Annotated in this window: 17 protein-coding genes; 13 read left to right on the top strand and 4 right to left on the bottom strand. The window is 44.8% G+C overall.

Annotated features, from left to right (window positions below; translation table 11 throughout):
* Window positions 1-152: 152 nt before the first annotated feature.
* The gene (locus IP510_RS11975) at window positions 153-848 is read left to right on the top strand and encodes a lysophospholipid acyltransferase family protein (protein WP_227669717.1); all 696 of its coding nucleotides are present in this window, start codon (window positions 153-155) and stop codon (window positions 846-848) included.
* Window positions 849-1190: 342 nt separating this feature from the next.
* On the opposite strand, the gene IP510_RS11970 is transcribed toward IP510_RS11975, so the two are convergent.
* A complete protein-coding gene (locus tag IP510_RS11970; protein WP_194365079.1) occupies window positions 1191-1973 on the bottom strand; it encodes an SDR family NAD(P)-dependent oxidoreductase in 783 nt (260 codons plus the stop codon).
* Between the two features lie 286 nt (window positions 1974-2259).
* On the opposite strand from IP510_RS11970, the gene IP510_RS11965 reads away from it, so the two are divergent.
* Window positions 2260-3687, top strand: a complete 1428-nt coding sequence (locus IP510_RS11965; RefSeq protein ID WP_194365078.1) for a hypothetical protein — start codon at window positions 2260-2262, stop codon at window positions 3685-3687.
* Window positions 3688-3819: 132 nt separating this feature from the next.
* On the opposite strand, the gene IP510_RS11960 is transcribed toward IP510_RS11965, so the two are convergent.
* Entirely contained in the window at window positions 3820-5484 is a 1665-nt protein-coding gene (locus IP510_RS11960) for a mechanosensitive ion channel (protein ID WP_194365077.1), read from the bottom strand.
* 495 nt (window positions 5485-5979) lie between these two features.
* Here IP510_RS11960 and IP510_RS11955 point away from each other — a divergent pair, with 495 nt between their 5' ends.
* Window positions 5980-6711, top strand: coding sequence for an FKBP-type peptidyl-prolyl cis-trans isomerase (locus IP510_RS11955; RefSeq protein ID WP_194365076.1), 732 nt, complete (start codon window positions 5980-5982; stop codon window positions 6709-6711).
* 127 nt (window positions 6712-6838) lie between these two features.
* On the opposite strand, the gene argA is transcribed toward IP510_RS11955, so the two are convergent.
* A complete protein-coding gene (gene argA, locus IP510_RS11950; RefSeq protein WP_194365075.1) occupies window positions 6839-8161 on the bottom strand; it encodes an amino-acid N-acetyltransferase in 1323 nt (440 codons plus the stop codon).
* Window positions 8162-8656: 495 nt separating this feature from the next.
* On the opposite strand from argA, the gene IP510_RS11945 reads away from it, so the two are divergent.
* On the top strand, window positions 8657-9244 hold the full coding sequence (locus tag IP510_RS11945; RefSeq protein ID WP_194365074.1) for a hypothetical protein: 588 nt from the start codon (window positions 8657-8659) through the stop codon (window positions 9242-9244).
* 178 nt (window positions 9245-9422) lie between these two features.
* Here the strand turns inward: IP510_RS11945 and IP510_RS11940 are convergent, their stop codons facing one another.
* Window positions 9423-10442: a patatin-like phospholipase family protein gene (locus IP510_RS11940; protein WP_194365073.1), complete on the bottom strand. Its 1020-nt coding sequence runs from the start codon at window positions 10440-10442 to the stop codon at window positions 9423-9425.
* 409 nt (window positions 10443-10851) lie between these two features.
* Here IP510_RS11940 and recG point away from each other — a divergent pair, with 409 nt between their 5' ends.
* From recG to IP510_RS11895, 9 genes are all read left to right on the top strand, one after another.
* Window positions 10852-13191 (top strand): ATP-dependent DNA helicase RecG, encoded by a 2340-nt coding sequence (recG, locus tag IP510_RS11935; RefSeq protein WP_194365072.1) that lies wholly within the window; start codon window positions 10852-10854, stop codon window positions 13189-13191.
* Window positions 13192-13465: 274 nt separating this feature from the next.
* The gene (locus IP510_RS11930) at window positions 13466-14779 is read left to right on the top strand and encodes an efflux RND transporter periplasmic adaptor subunit (protein ID WP_194365071.1); all 1314 of its coding nucleotides are present in this window, start codon (window positions 13466-13468) and stop codon (window positions 14777-14779) included.
* Window positions 14776-17880, top strand: coding sequence for an efflux RND transporter permease subunit (locus IP510_RS11925; RefSeq protein WP_194365070.1), 3105 nt, complete (start codon window positions 14776-14778; stop codon window positions 17878-17880). The genes IP510_RS11930 and IP510_RS11925 overlap by 4 nt, the downstream gene beginning before the upstream one ends.
* A 577-nt stretch (window positions 17881-18457) precedes the next feature.
* Window positions 18458-19072 (top strand): YceI family protein, encoded by a 615-nt coding sequence (locus IP510_RS11920; RefSeq protein ID WP_194365069.1) that lies wholly within the window; start codon window positions 18458-18460, stop codon window positions 19070-19072.
* Window positions 19073-19389: 317 nt separating this feature from the next.
* Window positions 19390-20391 carry an NADPH-dependent aldehyde reductase Ahr gene (gene ahr / locus IP510_RS11915; protein WP_194365068.1) on the top strand — a complete coding sequence of 334 codons (1002 nt, stop codon included), beginning with the start codon at window positions 19390-19392 and terminating at the stop codon, window positions 20389-20391.
* Window positions 20392-20717: 326 nt separating this feature from the next.
* Complete coding sequence (locus tag IP510_RS11910; RefSeq protein WP_194365067.1) at window positions 20718-21740, top strand: DUF1852 domain-containing protein; 1023 nt, start codon at window positions 20718-20720, stop codon at window positions 21738-21740.
* 210 nt (window positions 21741-21950) lie between these two features.
* A complete protein-coding gene (locus tag IP510_RS11905) occupies window positions 21951-22979 on the top strand; it encodes a methionine synthase (RefSeq protein ID WP_194365066.1) in 1029 nt (342 codons plus the stop codon).
* Window positions 22980-23018: 39 nt separating this feature from the next.
* Entirely contained in the window at window positions 23019-23534 is a 516-nt protein-coding gene (locus IP510_RS11900) for a flavin reductase (protein ID WP_194365065.1), read from the top strand.
* Between the two features lie 173 nt (window positions 23535-23707).
* Window positions 23708-24523: a sulfite exporter TauE/SafE family protein gene (locus IP510_RS11895; RefSeq protein WP_194365064.1), complete on the top strand. Its 816-nt coding sequence runs from the start codon at window positions 23708-23710 to the stop codon at window positions 24521-24523.
* Window positions 24524-24782: the final 259 nt, after the last annotated feature.

Below are 24782 nucleotides of genomic sequence, written 5' to 3'. Positions count from 1 at the left end.
CCTTAAGGAACATATATGAATGGTTAGCGATAGCTGTCATTACTTATATTTATAGTTAAGTGATTGAAACCATAATAAAAGCACGCAAAATTCAGCCTAGCCATATAGGCTTAATGGTATTATGTCAGTACCTTTCATTATATTGTACTGTCATGATTCCAAAGCTTTTTAATCGTTCTAAGTCTGATGTGTCTAAAGCCGCTCGCTCAAAAGTGCTGCCAAATCTCAGCAGAAAACAGCTGGGCGACAATGTCCCTAGACGTGGCAACAAATTCTCGCCTATTATTGGCTCATGGATATTAAAAACAGCCGGATGGCGTACGGTTGGTGAGATTTCTAATATCTCACAAGCTGTGGTGTTGGCGCTGCCACATACCTCCAATATCGATGGCGTTTATGCGATTCCTAGCTTATTTGCGCTGGATTTAAAAATTAGTATCATGGCAAAGCACACGTTATTTAAATTACCAGTATTGTCGCAGCTTTTGTATTGGATGGGAGTTATCCCAATCAATCGTACTGATAAAGGCTCGGTATTACAGGCCAGTATTGATAAATTCAAAACGGGTCAGCCTTTGTTTTTGGGTTTAGCACCAGAAGGTACACGGCAATATACCGAAAGCTGGAAGACGGGCTTTTACTATTTAGCAGTCGGTGCTGGCGTGCCTATTTTGCCAGTTGCGATGGACTATAACACCAAAGAAATTCGTTTTATGCCACTGGTCTACCCAAGCGGTGATATAGAGGCAGACTTACCAAAAATCTATGCTCAATATCGCGGTGTGATACCACGCTATCCTGAGCGCTTGTCGCAGCCGCTACAAGATATTAATAATGCCGCTGAATAAATTGATGACAGAGTTATTGGTAATAAGGTTAGTAAGTGTTGCCAATCAAGACAGTAGCAATAAATTTATATAGTTTGGTTGTGGCAATAAAAAAGCCCCTAATATTAAATTATTAGGGGCTTTTTTAAACTGTAGGCTTTAGGGCGTGTCCCCAATTCAATCGATAGTCATCTAAATGGGTTAAAAATGGCTAAATCTTGCCAAACGGCGTCAAATAGCTAACTAATATCTCGATATTATCTGCGCTATTTTCCTTGTTTGACGGCAATTTATCTCATTTTTATCACCATTTTTAAAATGAGGATACGCCCTATTATCTGTCGCCTCAAAAATCAGAAAATACTAAAACTGTGGTTGTCCGTTAGAGGCGCTGACTCCGCCATCGACAGGCAAATTCACACCAGTAATCATAGACGCGTCATCGCTTGCTAAGAAGGTAATCGCGGCAGCAATATCTTCTGGTGTCGCTAGTCGTCCAAGTGGACAACGGCTTAAGAACTTATCCGTCTTAGCATCATCATCCTGGATGGTGGTGGTCATATTGGTTTTTGTGACACTTGGGTTCACCGCATTGACTCGCACACCGTCAGCGCCATGATCTAATGCCAATGTACGTGTTAGGTTGGTTACACCTGCTTTGGCGGCATTATAGGCAGCCATGTTCCAGTCGCCGCCCATCCCTGAGAGTGATGAGACATTAACGATATTACCTTTGGTTGCAATTAGGTGTGGCATGGCGGCTTGGCAGACATAAAAAGTACCACTTAAATTGACGTCAAGCGCTGACTGCCAGTCTTCAGCAGAAAGATCGGTGATTTTACCTTGCGTTGCTTTACCGGCATTATTGACCAGAATATCAATGTGCTCAAATTTTTCTATGACGCGTTTCATCATCTCTTGGACTTGGCTCTGTACGCTGATATCACAAGTGATAATAAAGTAGTTATCCGTGTGAATCCAAGTACGATCTTGTGGAAACTCTTTTGCTGTCTCCTCTAGTGTCTCAGCAGTGCGGCCGACCAAAACCACACTAGCACCTTCCTCTGCAAATCGAATGGCAGTAGCGCGGCCAATACCAGAGCCTGCACCCGTTACAATGACTGTTTTTTCTTTAAAACGCTTCATAATATTCAATCCTTGTTATTATATAATGATTTTGAAAAATGTGATAAATACGGATGGTTCGAGACATGCAGTCACGCGCACTTATTAATTTATAAATTGGCGCACAGGCAATACCGATTTGATATCATCATAACAAGTGATCGCTTTGAAAGCGACTGTCTCTGATAGTGCTTATGTAGCATAATTTTGCATCACTAACGTATTTGTAAAGCTCGATAATCATCTTGATACTATCATGAGCTGTCATTTGCGATATATACCCTACGACAATAAGAGGTTGGAACTTGTGTCCCATTCGATTACTACAACGCCCGACTGGGGCTATCTTACTACTGAGCTTAGCTGTTACTTACAATCAAATGTCATAGCAGTGACCTTGGCGGGTATGCAGACACTCGAGTATGAATACAATGCTCAGTATATCGCTCGTCAATATCAATATAAGTTACCACTTGGTACGTTACAGTTGTTGGAGCTGACAATATATTTGCCATTTGATACGGCGTCATCTGACATCAATGCTGTCCGTATGACCGCGGTAAAGTCAGCACTTGCGTGGTATAAAGCGTCGCTGTCTCAGAACAAAGACAGTCATTCAGTAAGCTATGATGCTTTGGTTTTTGATATTCAGCTCGTAGGAGGCGGCAATAATGTTGCTCACGATAATAATGAGGTCAAAACACCCAATGTCCCGCAGCGACTGAACCATTACTTCGGTGCTCGTTACTTCCTAGAAGACTTGGTTGTAGACATCAATGAGAGCATGCAGCAGCTACAAGTATTTAGCTGGCAAGATTGGCACTCTATCGCGGCAGCAGTACAAACCCCTTGTGAGTTATGGCGTTTTTTAACCTACCATTTAGAGCAGCTAAAGCAGTCGGCTATCAGCCATATGCCAAGTTTTGAGTCAGAAGAGATGCTAGTCACGCAGTTTTTGCAAAGCCCTGACCTGTTTACCTCTGCTATAGAAGTAGACAATGCGTTGATCAAAAATGAAGCGCAGGATGAACCTAATTCAGCACTAATTGCCATGGCACTTGCTTATAAAAATCAAAGTAAAACAGCGCAGATGTATCATCGGCATATGGAGCAGGCAGCAACGCTATGGTCTCAGTTAAGCATGCAAATGATAGAGAGTTATGGTGAAAAGCAAAAAGCCAGTAATGAAGAACAGCTAGACATACCACTTTCTCGCTGGCAGCAGCAGTTACTAGATGAGTCCTTGTTTTCGCGTCATGAACTGGTTCGTACGCTGTATCGATATCCCAAACAAAACAAAGAGCTGCAAAACACAGGCTACGTGGTACATCAGCACTCTTATGAAAGCTTGGGTCGTCATTATGTGCTGATATTCTATGGTCAAGACTCAGCTGCTAAGCACAGTAAAGGCGCTATTCAGCCAAATCTGGCGAAGATTGCACAGGATGTGGCGACTCGGCTACCAATTATTGAGCTGCATCATGTCGTTGTGCTGGGCATAGATTTTGTCACTGAGGGGACAGAATCCTTTATGGATATTGACCTGTGGATTCAGTCGGTAGACACCATGACGCAAAGAGAGCGACAGCTGACAAGGAAACTTCAGCAGCTAAAACAGACAAGCGCTCAGACGCCAGACCAGTCACCTAATAAGAATCTTGAAACGCAGCGCCAAACCGAGAAACTGCCTCAAGTGCGCCTGAATCTGTCTATACCGGCTAAAAAAGATAATTGATAGTCGAGTAGATTTGAAGTCGATATAGTGTGATATTGATGAGTGAAGAAGGGTATTACTGTTACCTACGCATACAAAAAAAGACAGCCTAAGCTGTCTTTTTTATTGAGGAGAGTAAGAGAGTGCTAAGACTTATTTATTGATATCGTCATTCAGACCGCTACCAGGCAATACGTCATCACTATTGTAGATATCGTTGGTATCGACACGAGGGGTATCGATGACATCTGTACGCAACTCAGTAGTAGGCGAGCTAGTCGCAGCAGGCGTGTTTTCACGAACTGAATCGGCTACTTTTTCTTGAATTGATGAGCTTGGCTGTAGCGCAGATTTCGCTTTTGCTTCAGTACGCTCATGATCCATCTTGTCTTGCATTTTACGTAGGAAGCGTGCGGCTGCTTCTTGACCACCAAGACCAAATGATAGAGCAAAGGCAACAGCGACCGCGCCTAAAGTTAAGCCAAACGCTAGGTTAACGATAGAGTCTGCAATGCCCATGGCTTTTAGACCCATGGCTAACACTAAGCCCATGATCAACACGCGTACGATATTTGCTAGGAACTGTGAACCTTGCTCAGAGCGCTCAACCACACCAGCGATGATGTTGGCAAGCCAGAAGCCGATGAACAGGATAATCGCACCTAGGATGATGTTAGCACCAAAGGCAATAAACATGGTGATAATCGCTGAGATAGGCTCGAAACCTAATAAGTCAGCGGCTGCAATAGCGGCAAACAACATCGCAAAGAAGATGATCGCATGACCGACCAAATCTGATACTTTTTGAGTACCCATCGTGTCTTGCAGGCCAACTTTGGCTGGTAACTGATTAATTTGGGTGTTTTCGATCAGACCTTTGATGATGTTGGCAACCATACGTACCACATAAAAAGTCACTACCAAGATAGCCACTGCCATAAAGATATTTGGCAATGCTTCCATGATTTTGTTCAGCATATTGGTTGCAGGGCGAGCAATAACTTCAACTTTTAGTGCGTTCAACGCAGCAATGATGGTTGGGATAATAACCACTAAAAATGCGAGCGAACCTGCAATGTTAGGTAAGCTGTTTTTTTCACTCAAGCCTGCTTTTGACGCAAGCTCTTGAACATTAAAAGTAGAAACAAGATTGGTCACGATGCCGCGAACCACTTTGGCAATGATATAACCAACAACGAATACGACGGCAGCGATCAAGATGTTCGGAATAAAGCTAAAGATTTTGTCGACCATATTGGTCAATGGCGCAAACAAACCATCAAGCTCTAGCTGACCAAGTACCATGGTCAAAACAACCAATAAGATGAACCAGTAAACCATATCAGCGATTGTGCTGCTCATAGGTTTTACGCCAGCTTGCGCACTTAAACGCTCATCCATAGAGGTTTTGGCTAGGGCAGCATTGATGGCAGTACGCACAACAGTAGCCACGACCCAACCAATCACACCAAGTGCGATAGCGCCGATAAGGTTAGGGATGAACGCCAATACTTGATTAATCATATTTGCAAATGGTGCTGAGATAGAGTTTAAATTTAATTGGCTAAGCGCGCCTGAAATAGCAATGATGAAGATAAACCAAAAAACGATCTTAGAGATAATACCCTCAAGATCGTAATTTTTACCAGTTGAAGAGTTCATGCGTTGATTCAGATTGACTTTAGACAGGACACCGCGTACCAATGCTGCGATACCCAGTGCGACTAGCCAACCAATGATAAATATCAAAATAGCGCCAATGATAGAACCGATAGGTCCACCAAGATAACCGTTAAAAGACGTATACATTGGGTTCATCTTATCCTCCTTGAACATCATACAAAAGTCGCTAAAAATACCATAAGTGCAGATAAAGTTAGACAAAACAAATATATAGATGATTATTATAAATAGTATTCTTAAATTATGTTACATAGAGATATTATATTTTTAAATAGCGTTTGTCATCCAAAGCATCAGTATACTTTCTATTTTTTGAATATAGATTCGCGGTGATACTTATCTGTGTCTTACGGAAGGTATCTATTCCCTATATGACACCAATAAGAGACAATGGTTGATTATTTAACGCCCTAACTGATACAGCTTAGCTGATGTCACAGTATATTTAAAGATAGAAAGCTTAACCTGCCACTATATTTGTGTGATAACTTGTTATTATGACAGGAAATATTAACATAGACTGTACATTGGCCTGATAATTTCAGCTAAAACGTAGTTACCAAAACTAAGATTTGTTATTATAGAAGAATGTGACATCTCGCCACTATTCTTACAATTAGAGAGTACTTTATGAAAAAAATCACTACTTTAAGCGTTAGCGCTCTTGCGAGTGCTATGTTGTTAATGACAGGCTGTAGCACCAATAACGGCAGTCAAGAAGCGGCGGCTCAAAGCGTTTCTATCACTGAACAGAGCCCAGCAAGTGAAAAAGTAGGTTATAGCTTAGGGTTTATGATGGCAGAAGGTAATAAAGAAGCTGTCAAAGACCTTGACTTGAATACTTTTGAAAAAGGCTTCCGTGATGGTTACGAAGGCAAGGATTCAGCTTTGACCCAAGAGCAGATGCAAGAAGTATTGACGGCGTATCAAAAAGAGCAAGAAGAGCAGTTTGTAAAAGACATGGAAAAGAAAACCACAGAGAACAAAGCAGCTGGTACCGCATTCTTAGCAGAAAATGCTAAAAAAGAAGGCGTGAAAACGACTGCTTCTGGTCTACAGTACAAGGTCGTCACAGCAGGTACGGGCAAATCACCAAAAGCAACTGACGTGGTGGAAGTAAACTACGAAGGTAAGTTGATCGACGGTACAGTATTTGACAGCTCTTATGAGCGCGGTGAGCCAATCGAGTTCCCATTAAACCAAGTCATCGCTGGCTGGACGGAAGGTCTACAGTTGATGAAAGAGGGCGGCAAATACGAGTTCTATATCCCATCAGACATCGCTTATGGCGAAGCGGGTAATGCCGGTATCGAGCCAAACAGCACGCTTATCTTTACTGTTGAGCTGTTAAAAGTAAAATAGGACATGACTGGTATCCATCAATTAGGATGCTGATCAAAATAAAAAGCCCTCTGATATCAGAGGGCTTTTTTATGACTAAATATTTTAATAATTTAGACTAATATGAGCATCAGTCACTGCATATTTGCTACAGGTTTTTTTGGAAGACTTTAGAGTTGCGACCATTATGATACTGCTCTTGACGTGACTCAGGTAGGGCGCTGGCGTCAACCTCAGCAAAGCCTTGCTCAACAAACCAATGTGCGGTGCGCGTGGTCAATACAAACAGCTTATAGAGTCCATGACTGCGTGCTTGTTGCTCTAAGAACGCTAATAAATCAGCGCCGCGACTGCCACTACGATACTCAGGACGTACGGCAACACAGGCGACTTCTGCTGACTCTGAATCTAGGGTATGTAGTGCAGCACAGCCCAGAATCATACCATCGCGTTCGATGACACTGTAATGGTCAATCTCTTGCTCCAAGCGTTCGCGTGAACGACTGACCAATATGCCTTGCTCTTCTAGAGGCGATAGCAGCTCAATAAGCCCAACCACATCATCGATATTGGCACGGCGAATCTCTTCGTAAGGGTCATGACTGATGAGCGTACCAGAACCGTCACGCGTGAATAGCTCTTCTAACAACGCACCGTTTTTGGCGTATGAGATGATATGAGTGCGATGGACACCTTGACGGCAAGCCAAACTTGCACAGTTTAAGAAATAGTTAATCTCGCAATTTAAGTCGCGGTCACGCAAGAAGCGATCAACTTCGTTTGGAATCATCTCACGTAACAGACGATCATCATCATTGATGCCAGCCTCTTCACCTAAGAATATCAGCTTATCAGCACCCAAGGCGACGGCGGCATTTAGCGCAACATCTTCCGCCAATAAATTGAACACCTCGCCAGTCGCGGAATAGCCCATAGAGCCCAATACCACGATATGATCATGAATCAAGTTATTTTTGATGGCTTCCACATCGATAGAGCGAACTTCACCCGTCATCTGATAATCAATACCCTCACGAATACCATAAGGACGAGCCGTGACAAAGTTACCTGAGATGGCATCGATACGTGAACCATACATCGGTGAGTTGGCAAGCCCCATCGACAGCTGTGCTTCAATTTGCAGACGAATGGCACCTACCGCTTGTAATATAGAAGGCATCGCGGCTCGTGGCGTGATACGAATGTCTTGATGCAGCGGAGAGTCAATACCCGCGTCTTTTAGGTTTTTTTCGATTTGCGGTCGGGCACCATGCACCAGTACCAGCTTGATACCCAAACTGTGTAGCAAGGCAAAATCATGAATCAGCGTACTGAAATTGGGATGATTGACCGCTTCACCACCAAACATGATCACGAAGGTTTTGCCGCGATGCGTGTTAATGTATGGGGCAGAGTTACGGAACCAATGGACATATTCAGGGTTAATCTGGGGCATGGAGCTAGTAGTCATAATGGGAGCAGTAGTCATTAGAATAAGAAAAAGGGCGCAGCAAAAAAATGCCTAACGCTAAAGATTTACCATAGCAAAAAACGCGGTTATGAGCTATCTTTTATTTCAGCTGTATTTGGCGTTTTGTCACGTAGATTAATGATATACAGAACCTCAACACGGGGTTAATGTACGTACAAATGCTTTTTGCTATGCTAAACGCTATTGCTTTACAGACATTGAACGAAGATAATCAATAACAACAATCAAGGTGACCCAACGACCTGATTGAATATGCCAATCAATAGCAAGTAGCGATAGGCTATTAGGTTGCTTACTTATTGTCTGTCATAAAGATTTAAAGCCATGCAATTAACATGATATAAAATGGCTATGCTTGAATAACTATGTTGTACCTATACAGCCGTATCTTTTTATTATCAAACCAGCCATTACAACAAATCAGGCTTTATCATCTGCGCTTTACCGATATACCAACCAGGGATTATGAAAATTATGAAAAAAAGTAACCAATTTGCTAGCCCGTTTAGTGCTTGGAGCGGCCATCGCTTATTTCACGTTGTCGCCGGTACGCTCATCGGTGCGATGGTTGTCACGCAAGCGTCAGCGATGCTGCCAACGCCAGAGCAAGCAGTTGATAGTTCAATGGCAGTTCAGGCAAACACGACCAACAGCAATGCCTCAAGCGCACAAGCCGTGAACAGTAAAATCACAGCATCGTTGGTCAGTGTCGATGCAAATGGTCAAGAGATTTTGGTCCCTATTAATACTAATACTCGTCTGCAATCAGGCAATGTATTAGAGTATCAAGGCTATTTCACTAATACCAATGCAGACCGAGTACGTAAGATGACGGTTACCATGAGTATCCCAGAGCAGGTTGAGTTGCTCAATACCGTTTCACCTGAGTTTCCGTATGGCAGTATCGATGGCAATAACTTTACTCGCATGCCACTACGCACCAAAGTTGACAATCAATTACAAGATGTCGCGCTTAAGTATTACAAAGCGGTACGTTGGGATCTCGAAGGGGTTGGTTTGAATGATACCGTCGCTGTCAAATATCGCGCGCGCGTCAAATAACACAATTGAATATTGATCCTGTGAGCTTGACGGAATAGTATTTATTCATGATTTGCTACACGATAAGGAGCACCTCAGTTTATGATTGTGGTGCTTTTTTGTGGCTGTCATTATGGCTATTTAATGTTTATAGCTGATGTATTGCGTTGCAATGTGAGGTATTTCTCGCTGCATGTGCCTAAAGCGTGGCGTATTTTTGCTTAGATTTTTCTTGAATGAGTTGTTTGATGGCGTTGATCTGTGGTGTGGTGGCTTGCGTACCAGCCTTTATAAGGGTGCTACGCTGACTGCTATCTATCGCGCTAATATGACCGACATCAGGGGTAATGATGATATCAGCGCGATCGCGTTCAAGGCGCATGGATGACGAGCGACTGCCACTCGCAGTGGTCGCCATGATATTGGTTTCTAACAACCCCCAAAAGTCACTCAAAGTACTAATAGTCGAGAGTTTATTGATGGGGCTAAGGTTACTACTAGTGCTATTGGTACGACTCTGAGCGGCAGTCACATCAACCGCAATGACAATATCAGCACCCAAATCGCGTGCGCTATCAACAGGCACTAAGCTAACGACACCGCCATCGACATACTTTTTCCCGACCTTTTCCGGAATGCGCGGTGCGATAAAAATATTGGGCACACTGCAGGATGCTTGCACAGCCAGTCCTGCATCACCCGTGGTAAAGACAGACTTTTTTAAGCTATTTTTTTCTGCGGCGACAGCAGCAAACGCAATCGGGAAGTCTTCTATCGCTTGTTTGCCAACTTTGTTATTGATAAAGTTTTTAAGTTTGATGCCCTCAATAAACCCTTGGTTAGACAAGGTAAAGTCGGTCAGTTGGCTATCTGTGGTCGTCAGTGCCAACCGCTCTAGTTCTGCTGGCGTGTAACCACTGGCGTATAAGCTGCCAATTAAGCTACCCACACTCGTCCCAACCACTAAAGTTGGTTTGATACCATTCGCTTCTAAAGCCTTAATCACGCCAACATGAGCAAACCCTTTAGCACCGCCCCCGCCCAATACCAATGCCACCCGCAGCGGTTCGACTTGAGTGTCTGAATCTGATGTCGATGCGCCAGTGGTAGGGGCTAATGTGCTACAAGCATTGATGTAAAATCCGAGCACGCTCAGCAGACTGATACGCAGTAATCTTGAGCGACGAAGGGGTAGTCGATACACAGCAGCAGCGAACATAAAAGCACCTTATAAAATGGTCATAATGTAAAAAATAGGATAGTGGTTACTGGTACGATAGATGTGCGCGGTTTGTCTTTAGAATTTTCACCGCTGTATCGTTGATTAAGATTTGTTGATAAAAGGCTTATTAAACAGCGTAGTATAAGCCACTATATTGTCCGCTATAATAAAGTGCGTCAGTATTTTAGAGTAAAGTACTCGTTGATGCTGATCGCCATTATGTGCGATATTGTCTATGCGCAATATTACCAAAACAATCGACAGGATGTATGCCTGAGTCAATATAAAAGAGAGTCGAGCCAGTCGAGTTTGGATTTTTCAACCCTGCTGCAAATGAGGTCAATGCTATCGCTATTTTATAGTGGACAAACCCCATACCAATTAAATAATTTTGTTAGGATCATTGATGCCAGTACCATTGCCCCCTTCTTCAACCCGTTCAGCCGCGCATTTGCCACCGTCGGCATTAGATATGCCAGTGACTGCGCTGGCAGGTGTGGGTGCAAAAGTCGCAGAGCAATTGGCGCAATTGAATATCAAACGGATATTTGATTTATTGCTACATTTGCCCCGTGATTATGAGGATCGCAGCCGTCTGGTCTCTATCGCCGAGGCGGAGCATGGGCAGTCGGCTTTGATTACTGGCCGGATCGTCCATGTCGATATCAAGCGCAGCGGTATGACTGTGACGATCGATGATGATACAGGGACGATATCCTTGCGGTTTTTTAAGGTCTATCGCGGACTGGCCCAAACTATGAATTTGGGTACGCATTTACAGCTGTTCGGTGAAGTAAAAGTCAGTCGTTATGGCAAACAGATGCATCATCCTGAATATCAAATCATCACTGATACTGTAGTCACAACCGATACGGGGCTACAGCCCATCTATCCAAGCGTCAAAGGCTTACATCAAAATAAGCTACGAACTTTGATTAAATTGGCATTACAGACAGTTCGTAGTCAAGGGCTACCGATGACGCTGTTTACGGCGCAAGACTTTGCCGTGGTAAACGATCTGCCATTGGTGCCTTTTGAGCCCGCCAAACCTGTGATAGCAGAGCCTGATCATTCAGAAGATATCTTTTCGACACTGGCGCGTAGCATACCTGATCATCAGATAAGTAATGGCGTGTACAAACCCAGCCCTTCTACTTATAACGCAAATAATGATGCTCGTCATGGTGTGACCAGTACCGCCCATAGTAATGTCTACAGCTTGTCGATATTTGAAGCCTTAGTATTGCTGCATACGCCGCCTACTTATACCAATGCAGGACAGCAACATAAATTGTTGACTCAGTTAAGCGCGCGTACTCACGCGGCCTGCCAGCGTTTGATTATAGAAGAGTTGACGGCACATCAGCTGAGTCTGCTATATCGACGTCAGCAGTTACATCGGTACAAAGCTCCTAAATGTACGACCCAAAGTCCGTTGACCGATCAGCTACTGGCGGCATTACCATTTGATTTGACAGGTGCTCAAAAGAGAGTGATGCGTGATATCACTGCTGATATGGCGACTTCTATTCCCATGTTACGACTAGTACAAGGAGATGTGGGCGCTGGTAAAACTTTGGTTGCCGCCGGTGCTGCTGGTTACGCGCTGGATAGTGGTTGGCAAGTAGCAGTGATGGCACCGACTGAGATTTTGGCTGAACAGCATTTATTGAACTTCAAACAATGGTTTGAGCCATTAGGTATCGGTGTTGGCTGGCTCGCTGGTAAACAAACGGCCAAACAGCGCCGTGAAGCGTTAGAGGCGGTGAGCGAAAATACCGTACAAATAGTCGTCGGTACACATGCATTGTTTCAAGAGACAGTACAGTTTGCCAAATTGGGCTTGGTGATTATCGACGAGCAACATCGGTTTGGCGTTGAGCAGCGCATGGCATTGACCAATAAAGGCGTGGCAAATAGTACCCCGCATCAGCTGATAATGACGGCTACCCCCATTCCGCGCACGCTGGCGATGAGTGTCTATGGTGATATGGATACCTCTATCATCGATGAGCTACCACCCGGACGCACGCCCATTACGACGGTGACCATCGATCGCAATCGCCGTGATGAGGTGATAGAGCGCATTGCAATTAATTGCGAGGCAGGCAGGCAGGCCTATTGGGTATGCTCACTGGTCGAAGCGTCTAGTGTGCTAGATGCCCAAGCCGCTGAAGCGACCTATGAGGATCTCAATGAACGTCTAAACATTCGGATTGGATTGGTACACGGCAAGATGAAGTCTGCAGATAAGCAAGCCATCATGCAGGCGTTCAAGGCAGGCGATTTAGATTTACTCATTGCGACAACGGTCATCGAGGTAGGGGTCGATGTGCCCAACGCCTCATTGATGGTTATCGAAAATGCAGAGCGTTTGGGTCTGTCGCAGCTGCATCAGTTGCGCGGGCGTGTCGGGCGTGGATCAACCAAAAGCTACTGTGTACTGTTATACCAAAAGCCATTATCAGAGACTGGCACTGAGCGCCTAAATGTCTTACGTGATAGCACCGATGGCTTTGTCATTGCCCAAAAAGATTTAGAGCTACGTGGACCGGGAGAGCTGTTGGGTAAACGCCAAACGGGTAATGTTGGTTATTATTTGGCGGATCTGATCCGAGACGAACAATTATTTGCCATTGCTCAGCGTTTGGCTAAGCATTTGATTGCAGATCCTGCACGAAAAGCCGATGTCAGCCAGATGATACACCGCTGGATGCCTGAGGCAAGCCGTTATACTAATGCCTAAACGTATCATTGCTCAAAAGTGCCATTGCCTAAAAGCAGCCAAATCTAAAAAAAGATGCCTAAAAGTGGTGATGCTTAAAAGCAATCATACCCAAAAATATGATTAAACAAAGATTGACTGGGCAGATAGGCATCATAATTGACGTCTAAGTCCAATGAGCTACAATGTGATTGAGTGCCATCAATATAAATCGTTGATATCTTATTGTTCTCACTTGTATTTTCAGCTCTTGCTTACCGCTTTTCACCAGTACGCTTATTTATAGAGACCGATTATGAGTGACCTTTCAGACCCCAACAATAAGACAGATTTAGCCAGTCATGAGGAGACGTTAGCGAATAGCCAACTGCCGCCTTATCGTCAAGCAGAGGTCACTGATAAACCGACTGCAAAGATACCATTATGGCTATGGCCAGTATTGGCGGCTGTGTTATTTGCAGGCGTATTATTGGGTAGATACTGGAATACTAGCGATGTGACCACAGATGACTCAGTGGCCTCTAACGCTGTGGCAAGTGGCGAGGTGACTGATGGCAATACTAGTAGTGAGCAAGCGGTACTCTCGGTAGAGACTGTCAGTCCAAGCCAAGATGACATTGGCAATACGCTCAGTGCTGATGGCACAATTAGTGCCAAAGACACGGCGAATGTCAGTGCGAAAGTCAATGGGGTTGCGATAGAGCGCATATTAGTCGAAGAGGGGGATCGTGTCAAAGCGGGTCAAGTATTGGCCATATTTGATACGGACGCGGTGGAGCAGCAAGTGTTGCAAGCGCAAGCAGATGTTGCAGAAGCTGAGGCCACGCTAGCGAACGCCAGTGCTGATGCCGCCCGTGTATTGCCATTGATAAGTATTGATGCCATCAGCAAACAAGAAGCGGATCGTTACCGCACCTCTGAGGTGCGAGCCAGGGCATCATTGCAGGCATCCAAAGCCCGCTTAAACAATCAACGTTTGACCTTAGAAAATGCAACCGTTGTCGCCCCTGTCAGCGGTATCATCAGTGAAAAAATGGTAGAAGTTGGGCAAGTAGCAGGCGGTGAGCCTCTGTTTACGATTATCAAAGACGGTGTCCTAGAGTGGCGGGCCGATATCGACCCGAAGCTAATTGGAGATATTAATATTGGCACTTCTGTGAAAGTTAGCCTGACAGGTGGTGACTCGGTGATGGGTCAGGTGCGCCGTATTGCACCGACCGCTGACAACAATCGCCAAATCACTATCTATGCAAGCCTAGCTGCCAACCCGAAAGTACGGGCCGGTATGTATCAAACAGGTGAGTTTCTATTAGGCAATACCAGTACCCAGATGATACCCAATAGCGCGATTGTCAGTAATGATGGCTATGACTATGTGATGCTCGTCACACAAACAAGCGCTGATCGCCAAGAGCAAAAAGTAGGTCGCATTAAGCAGCAACGCGTGACCTTAGGCGCACGCGTGGGCGATAGCGTAGCAGTGGTAAAGGCCTTACCTAATGACAGCCAAATCGTCAAACAAGGCGGTAGCTTTTTGAATGATGGAGATCTGGTGCGTATCGTTAATGGCGCAGGCCAAACGAGTACAGCAGTGCAGGCACAACCATGAGCCTAAACGTCTCGTCTTATTCGATTAAAAATCCGCTCGTGGCTATCTTGCTGTTTGTGCTCCTGACATTGGGCGGCATCTACGGCTTTATGAAAATGAAGGTGCAGCAGTTTCCAGATATCGACCTGCCCGCTGTGGTGGTCACTGTAACACTACCAGGTGCTGCGCCCTCGCAGCTCGAAAACGACATCGCCAAAAAAATTGAAAACAAGATCACCAGTATCGAAGGCGTCAGTCATATTCGCACCACCCTACAGACAGGTGCGGCAACGATTGCCACTGAATTTACATTAGAAAAAGACATTCAAGAAGCCGTCGACGATGTACGTTCAGCCGTTGGTGAGGTGCAAGGAGATTTGCCTGCTGCTGCCAATGATCCGATTATTACCAAGGTCTCTACAGCTGGGTTCCCAGTTGTGACTTACTCTGTCGCTGCCAAAAATATGAGCGTAGAAGACTTATCATGGTTTGTGGATGATACGGTTACCAAACGTCTCTCTGACATACCTGGCGTCAGTACGGTGAGCCGTGTCGGCGGGCTACAGCGTGAGATTACCGTCGCTGCTGACCCGATTTCTCTGAGTGGTTTACAGTTTTCGATTTCGCAATTGTCTCAACAAATCGCTGGCATTCAGCAAGACAGCTCTGGCGGTGAGGCAGAAGTCGGGGACACCACCCAAACCATTCGAGTGCTGGGCGCGGTTGAACGGGCAAATGAGCTGAACAATCTACAAGTCACTGTACCTGCAGGTGGTACGCAAGCGCTTGGACGTATGGCAATCATCACCGATGGCCCAGCTGATCCCAACTCTATCGCCAAGCTCAATGATCAAACGGTGGTGGCGTTTAATGTCACTCGCTCACGTGGTGCCAGTGAAGTTGAAGTGATGGAACTGGTAGATATAGAGCTTGCCAAGCTGACGGCAGACGTCGGCAATATCAGTATCGAAAAAGTCTATGATCGGGCAACCCCTATCGCAGAGGACTATCAAGCCTCGCTACGAATGCTCATCGAAGGCGGACTACTCGCGGTAGTGGTGGTATTTCTCTTTTTACGTAATATTCGCGCGACCATCGTGGCGGCAGTGGCGTTGCCATTGTCTGTTATCCCAACCTTTTTGGGCATGTATCTGTTCGATTTTAGTCTCAATATCATCTCGCTGTTGGCGCTGTCATTAGTAATTGGGGTATTAGTAGATGATGCGATTGTAGAAGTTGAAAACATCATCCGTCATTTACGCATGGGTAAGACGCCTTATGAGGCGGCGATGGAAGCGGCTGATGAGATTGGCTTGGCCGTGGTTGCCACCACCTTTACCTTGATTGCGGTGTTTTTGCCGACGGCCTTTATGGGCGGGATTGTGGGACAGTTTTTCCGTCAGTTTGGCTGGACAGCTGCGCTCTCGATTTTTGCCTCACTGATGGTAGCGCGGTTGATTACGCCCATGATGGCGGCATACATACTGCGCCCAGAAAAAAAGCACGTCGAAAAACAAAGCGCGCTCATGACGCGTTATCTGCAAATAGTGACTTGGACACTGCGTCATCGGTGGCTGACGATGGGTGCGACAGTGGTCTTGTTTGTGGCCTCCCTAGGGCTTGTTAAATTATTGCCCACAGCGTTTATCCCTGACAATGACATTGATCAAACCCGTGTATCTATTGAGCTGACGCCTGATGTGTCGCTAGCGGATACGGAACGAGTGGCAGCATTAGCCAGTGCACGCATCTTGGCGATGCCTGAGGTGACCAATATTTTTTCTTCTGTGGGAGAGGCGCAGGCGTCGATGGGTGCGTCGGATGGTGGCGGTGGTAAAGCAGAAAACATCGCTGGCTTAGATATCGTGCTTGCACCGCGTGCAGAACGCGGCACCAAAAAAGAGATAGAACGCAAAATCAGCCAATTGATGACCGAAGTACCGGGCGCCCGCTTTACGGTTGGACTGTCGAGTGGCGGCGAGAGTGGTTATAATTTTTCTTTGACTAGTACCAATCCAGAGCTGCTTGAGCAAACTGCCCAAAAAATCATGACTGAGATTCGCGGTTTGCCAAGTGCAGGCGCGGTGACCAGTGATCGCAGCTTACCGCGCCAAGAGCTGACAGTGACACCCGATAGACTGGCGATGGCGGATAAAGGCGTAACCACTGAGGGCATCGCTACCACGCTACGTGTCGCAACTGTGGGCGACTATGAACAGCGCCTGTCTAAGCTCAATTTGGACACGCGTCAGATTCCTATCGTGGTGCGTCTGCCAGATATTGCCAAACAAAACGTCAGTCAGCTAGAAGGACTGTATGTGCCAAGCACCATGCCAGCAGGGCAAGGGGTGCGTGTGGGTGAAGTGGCTGATTTGAGCTTTGGCACAGGGCCTGCCCAGATTAGTAGATTGGATCGGGAGCGTGCGATTAGTATCACGGTACAACCTGCCAATGGCGAGCTTGGTGACTTGGTGCAAGCGGTCAAAGCGGTGCCGAGCATGCAGCAGCTGCCAGCTTCGATTACTATTATCGATCAAGGTCAAGCCGAAAACATGGCGGATCTCTTTAGCGGTTTTATCATCGCGATGTCGGTGGGCGTGGTCTGTATTTTGGGTGTGCTGATTCTACTATTTGGTCGTTTGCTGCAGCCGTTTACTATTTTGATGGCGTTGCCGCTATCGATCGGTGGCGCGTTTGTTGGTTTGGTCATTACCAATAGCAGTCTGTCGATGCCTTCTATGATTGGTTTTATTATGCTCATGGGGATTGCCACCAAAAACTCTATTTTGTTGGTGGATTATGCGCTCATTGCGCAGCGTCGCGGGCTGGCACGTTTTGAGGCTATTGTTGATGCTTGCCATAAGCGCGCGCGGCCTATTATGATGACCACCATTGCGATGGGTGCAGGTATGTTGCCACTGGTATTTGGTTGGGGTGATGCGGATCCTACCTTTAGACGACCGATGGCTGCTGCTGTTTTAGGTGGTCTGGTAACTTCTACGCTACTCAGTCTGGTGGTGATACCTGTGGTCTATACGTTGATGGATGATTTGTCAGGATGGTTTGCTAAGTGGCTTGTGCCTAGTGGCAAAGAGAAAGCAGTGACAGATAGTAAAATATAATTAGGGTCTGTTGAACATTCAAATGTGGTGCTGGCAGTCACTATTTTTTAGACAATATGCAGTGAAATTTTTGATGCCTAGTCATTCTAGGTTAAACAATTTCGCCATATATTGGCAGAAAATAGTACTGCCCTGAAAGGCTGATGCTAAAATCACCCCAAGTGTTGTTACAAACCTAGCTAAAGTCTCGACATTATCGTCGGTTTGCGCCTAGTTTGGTGCAATTTTAGCAATCAGCAGCCCTAATATTTGAATGTTCAACAGACCCTAAACGTCTCTATAGTTGATTCAATTTAAAAAAATACAGTGGTTCTGGGATAAGTTTTACGAAGCCTCTGGAGTGCAACGCGCACAGCAAGCGAGTAAAAGTTATCCCAGTAGAACGCTGTTTTGAACATCTCTCTTTTATATTGAGCTGACTATATCTAATCACCAACCTAGCATTAGCAGTCGCAACCGAATCAAAATAGACAAGCCCATACTTATTGATTAAGTATGGGCTTGTTGTCATTATATAAGTGCACAATCATAAAGGATGTGATTGCCGTATCATTTACTATTGCCAAGGAGTGCTTTCATGAATCAACTATCCCTCTCGACATTCATACTGTCCTCTCAAAAGCCTATACTGGCTTTATGCATCAGCCTGTTGAGTATCGCCAGTAGTCAGGCAGCAACTTACGATATCGACCCCACCCATACGAATGTACGCTTTGCTATTGACCATTTTAATACCTCGACCAACACAGGCGGTTTCTATAACGTAACGGGGCAGCTCGATTATGACCCAACTGCTAAAACTGGTGATATCTCGCTCATTATTCCTCTAAATAGCTTAAATACGGGTGACACCGCATTTGACATCGCCCTCAAAAGCGCAGACTTTTTTGATATAGAGCAGTTTCCATTGGCTCAATTTAAATCCATCAAATGGCATTTTTCGACTGAAGGTGATAAGACGAGTGTCAGTAAGGTCGATGGCATGTTGACACTACATGGCAAAACCAATCCGATTACATTGACCGCCACCAAGTTCAACTGCTATCTAAATCCAATATTGAAAAAACCAGTCTGCGGTGGTGATTTTACAACGACTATTGATCGCACCAAATGGGGTATCAGCAAATATACGCTATTGGGTATTACCGAAAAAGTCCAACTGAACATTCAGATAGAAGCTGCAAAGCGTTAGTGCTATGCATTTTCTAAAGGCTTACGAGTATTCGAGCAAGCAACGTTTCAGCAATGCTAGTTAACAGATTTTAATAAAAGAGATCTGACAGTAAATAGGTCTGACAGTAAATAGGTCTGACAGTAGTGTTGGTGATTCGTCGCTTTTTGGGTATCACGTTCGGTATTATGATAGTCTTAGCGCGTTCAAGTCGAACGGTCTACTTGTGAGTGTTGTTATCCTATTTTAGTCTCTAAACGCTTAGCCATTTAGGTTGGTTTGATAGATTTTGATACTCAATAAAGACCATGAAACACTAAAAAAATAAGGAAGTAATGATGATTAACGCTTATGCAGCACAAGAAAAAGGCGGAAAATTCGCCCCTTACCAATATGAGCCTGGCACTCTAGGCGATCATGAAGTAGAAATCGAAGTACACAGCTGCGGCGTTTGCCACAGTGATTTGTCCATGTGGCAAAACGAATGGGGTATGACGCAATACCCGTTTGTGGGTGGTCATGAAGTGGCCGGTAAAGTACTGGCAAAAGGTAAGCATGTAAAAAAATTAGAGCTTGGCGATAAAGTGGGACTTGGCTGGCACAAAGGCTATTGCAACGTTTGTGATTTATGCATTGGCGGTGACCATAACCTATGTGCCGAGCAAGAAGGCACCATCATCGGCAATCATGGCGGTTTTGCTGATAAAGTACGTGCAAAAGACACCAGTGTGATAAAAATTCCAGAAGGCTTGGATTTTAATTCTGTAGGACCGTTACTGTGTGGTGGTATCACAGTATTTAACCCATTGATGCAGTACGACATCAAACCAACCTCGAGAGTGGCTGTGATCGGCATTGGTGGCTTGGGTCATTTGGCATTACAATTTGCTAATGCATGGGGCTGTGAAGTAACCGCATTCACCAGCGAATCAAAAATGGAAGAAGCCAAAGAGCTTGGCGCGCATCATTGCCTAAACTCAAGAGAAGATAGCGAAATCGAAAAAGCAGCAGGTTCATTCGACCTTATTATCTCGACTGTGAATGTAGACATGAATTGGGACGTGGTCATCAAGACCTTAAAGCCAAAAGGTCGATTACACTTTGTTGGTATATTAGAAGCACCGTTAGAAATTGCTGCGGCTCCAATGATTATGGCGCAAAACAGCTTGTCAGGCTCACCAGTTGGCTCGCCTGCGACGCTTCGTCAAATGTTAGATTTTGCAGCGCGTCACAAGATTCAGCCAGTGACTGAAACCTACAAAATGTCTGAGATAAATGAGGCATTTGAGCGACTAGAAAGCGGTAATGCGCGTTATAGAGTGGTCTTAGAAAGAGAGTAGAAGTCGCTAAAGGTTACTGACCCTAAAGGTAGCCAGTTCTAATCATAGTAGTGATACATCATTTCATAAATGGCGTATCACTACTATTTTTTTGTCTGATACAAATGCTTGATACCATTAAATAGAGCAACGTAGAAAAAAGTACTTTGCTACCGATGCAACATAAGCTGTAATTGAAACCGCTGTCATCCAATTCTATTAACATGAATATTATTCATCTTTTATTAAAATAGTATCGTTTTTATTCATGTTTAAATTTAGGTATGATTCATCCCATACAAACATTTGGTTTATCTCAGATAACGAGAATAGGGTAGTGAGTCACCATGAGCAAAAATTTTAGCTGTTCCATTTCGAGCATTCGTTTTGATGAAAACTATCATCCTGCAGACAGCACGCGTCTGACGACGAATTTTGCCAATCTGGCGCGTGGTGAACATCGTCAAGAGAACCTACGCAAAACGTTAAGAATGATCAATAACCGTTTTAATGCATTGGCGCATTGGGATAACCCAACCGCAGACCGTTATTCTGTTGAGGTTGACATCATCTCAGTCGATATGGATATTGCAGGCAATGGGGATACTTTCCCCGTTATCGAAACGCTCAAAACCACGATCGTTGATCATAAAGACAATAAGCGTATTGCGGGCATGATCGGCAACAGCTTCTCCTCTTATGTGCGTGACTATGACTTTAGCATCGTGCTATCAGAGCATTTTAGTAAAAAACCAAACACGCCAACGCCGGAGAGTTTTGGTGATTTACATGGCAAGCTGTTCCAGTATGTATTGCAATCAGAGGCCTACACAGCCAACTTTAACAAAGCACCTGTCATTTGCCTGAGTGTCTCAACCAGCAAAACCTATCACCGTACGGCTAACAAACACCCTGTATTGGGGGTTGAGTATAGACAGGATGACTATTCATTGACTGATGACTATTTCCATAAAATGGGTCTAACCGTACGTTATTTTATGCCTGCTGACAGTGTCGCGCCGTTAGCATTCTACTTTGCGGGTGATTTGCTGAGTGATTACACCGACCTTGAGCTCATCAGTGCGATCAGTACCATGGAGACCTTTCAGAAAATCTACCGTCCTGAGATTTATAATGCCAACTCAAGCGCCAGTGATGTCTATCAGCCAAGCCTTAAATACCAAGATTATTCATTGACGCAAATTGTGTACGATCGTGAAGAGCGCAGCCAAATGGCTGTGACACAAGGCAAGTTCACTGAAGAGACGTTCATCAAGCCATATCAAGCGATACTTGAGGAATGGGCGGCAAGCTATGAAGCTATAAACAAAATTGATCAAAAAGAATCAGTCAAAAAATACGCTGCCTAATTGCTAGGGCGTGTCCTCATTTTAAAAATGGTGATAAAAATGAGATAAATGGCAGTCAAACAAGGAAAATAGCGCAGATAATATCGAGATATTAGTCAGCTATTTGACGCCGTTTGGCAAGATTTGGCCATTTTTAACCCATTTAGATGAATACCGATTGAATTGAGGACATGCCCTAATCACTACCTAAAATAAAGAAGACAAATTATCATGGATATATTACTACCAACCTCAACTGCTGGCAGCTTACCAAAACCTTCTTGGTTGGCAGAGCCTGAAAAAATCTGGTCGCCTTGGGCATTAGAAGGCGAGCAGCTGATCGAAGCAAAACAAGACGCTCTGCGGTTGTCACTGCAAGAACAACGACATGCAGGGATTGATATCGTCAGTGATGGTGAGCAGACCCGTCAGCATTTTGTGACCACCTTCATTGAACATCTCGACGGCGTGGATTTTGAGCAGCGCAAGACCGTTAAAATCCGTAATCGCTATGATGCGAGTGTACCGTCAGTGGTTGGTGCTGTGAGCCGTCAAAGGCCAGTATTTGTTGAAGACGCTAAATTTTTACGTCAGCAGACGGATCAGCCAATCAAATGGGCGCTACCTGGGCCGATGACGATGATTGATACGCTATATGACGGTCATTATAAAAGCCGTGAGAAATTGGCTTGGGAATTTGCTAAAATTCTAAATCAAGAAGCCAAAGAGTTAGAAGCTGCTGGCGTGGATATCATTCAATTCGATGAACCCGCCTTTAATGTGTTTTTTGATGACGTCAACGACTGGGGTATCGCCACATTAGAGCGTGCCATCGAAGGACTCAAGTGTGAGACAGCGGTGCATATCTGCTATGGCTATGGTATCGAAGCCAATAATAATTGGAAGAAAACACTGGGGTCAGAGTGGCGTCAGTATGAAAAAGCATTTCCTAAACTGCAGCAGTCGAAAATTGATATTGTCTCACTTGAATGTCAGAACTCACGCGTACCCATGGATTTGATCGAACTCATTCGCGGCAAAAAAGTGATGATTGGTGCTATTGATGTAGCAACCAATAATATCGAGACTCCTGAGGCAGTGGCAGATACCTTACGCAAAGCATTGCAGTTTGTTGATGCTGATAAGCTCTATCCTGCGACCAATTGCGGTATGGCACCGTTGTCTCGCCAAGTTGCACGAGGTAAGCTCGCCGCATTAAGTGCAGGTGCCAAAATCGTTCGTCAAGAACTAGCAGGCTAAGCGGATGACCAGTGATAATCCAAATGTAGGATTGGAATAATGATTAAAGATAGGATTGAAGCAACTGATTTTAGAGACGCCATGTCTTTGTTAACGACAGCGGTCAACGTGGTCACTACAGCAGGCGTTTCGGGCGTTCATGGGTTTACGGCGTCGGCTGTATGCAGTGTCACCGATACACCGCCAACTTTGCTCGTCTGTATGAATCAGACGTCACGCTCACATGCGTATTTTATTGAAAATAAAACACTGAGCGTCAATGTATTGGGCGCTCATCATGAATCGATTTCTAACACTTTTGCCTCAAAACTACAGTCAGTAGAGCGCTTTGAACAGGGTGCTTGGACTCAGCTAGTGACAGGCTCTCCTATTCTAGAAGATGCATTGGTCAGTTTTGACTGTGAGATTGAGCATGTTCAGGAGGTGGGGACGCACAGTGTTTTTATGTGCCGAGTAGTCGCCATCAAACAATCTGAGCAGCAAGATGGGTCAGAGGAGGGTCTGGTTTATTTTAACCGTGCTTATTCTCGAGTGGGTCAAGTGGCCATCGCTTAGGTCAATGGTCTGGCTATTATCGAATATCCATCAAACTATAGTCAATCCTCTATAAAAGAGTGACAGCGTTAACCCCATTTGAAGTATCACCTATACATCTGCGTTCGGTTGCCTTGTCTGTCTTTTAAACTGAATCAACTAGATTCATCATCAATCTGAGAAGTAAATATTCCGTGGAACTCATTATCTTTTTAATCATAGGTGCTCTAGCAGGATTTGCTGCGGGGCTGTTTGGCGTGGGCGGTGGTACGATCATCGTACCGCTACTCTTTATCGTCTTTACTCAAATGGGTTACCCTGCTGACAATATAATGCATTTAGCGCTAGGGACCTCGCTTGCGACCATTATTGTGACGTCTATAAGCTCGCTAATGGCACACAATAAACGAGGCGCAGTCATGTGGCCTGTCTTTAAGAATCTAGTACCAGGCTTAGCGATAGGGTGCTTTTTTGGGGCAGGGATTGCAGGGCAGATATCAGGGTTATATCTTCAGCTCATCGTTGGCATATTTTTGCTGTGGGTTGCCTATAAAATGTTTGTGGGTGGCAAAAATAAAGCGAATAATAGTGCCAGTAATACCAATGCAGTACTACCTTCAAAACCTAAGCAACTAGCAGCAGGTGGCGTTATTGGTATCGCTTCTGCCATCTTTGGGATTGGCGGCGGTAGCTTAACCGTACCTTATCTCACGCGTTATGGTGTGGTGATGCAAAAAGCAGTTGGCACGTCAGCGGCGTGTGGCCTACCCATTGCGATTGCCGGGGCGTTAGGGTTTATGATCTTTGGGATGCAGGCTCAAGTCAATGTGCCCAATACGATTGGTTTTGTTCATATTTATGCCTTTTTAGGTATCAGCATCATGAGCTTTTTTACCGCCAAGATAGGGGCAAAAGTCGCTCATATATTATCACCGCAACTATTAAAAAAATGTTTTGCAGTACTGTTGACCGTAGTAGGGTGTTACTTCCTTTATAAAGGATTGTTCTAATTAGCTATATTGATGTATTTAAAATATAAGGGTCATGAATAGCATAGTAGTGCTTAATGCGGAGAATTACGCTCAGTTTAGTGGGCTGTATTAAGTATTCTGCAAATGTGTTTAACGGGGTGATGAGTAGATTTGGTTGGGATGTGCTTACAACAGACGGCTAGATTTATTTTAATAATCTAAGTGCTTAGGTTTTTAAGGTGTCTTAAACCGATAAGCATTTTTTTGATGCTGATTCTATATGTATGAGCCACATCAA

This window comes from Psychrobacter sp. NG254, assembly GCF_015277735.1.
In the GTDB taxonomy this organism is placed as follows: Bacteria; Pseudomonadota; Gammaproteobacteria; order Pseudomonadales; family Moraxellaceae; genus Psychrobacter.
The sequence above is the reverse complement of the archived record's forward strand: the minus strand, read 5'-3'. Positions and strand labels throughout refer to the sequence as shown.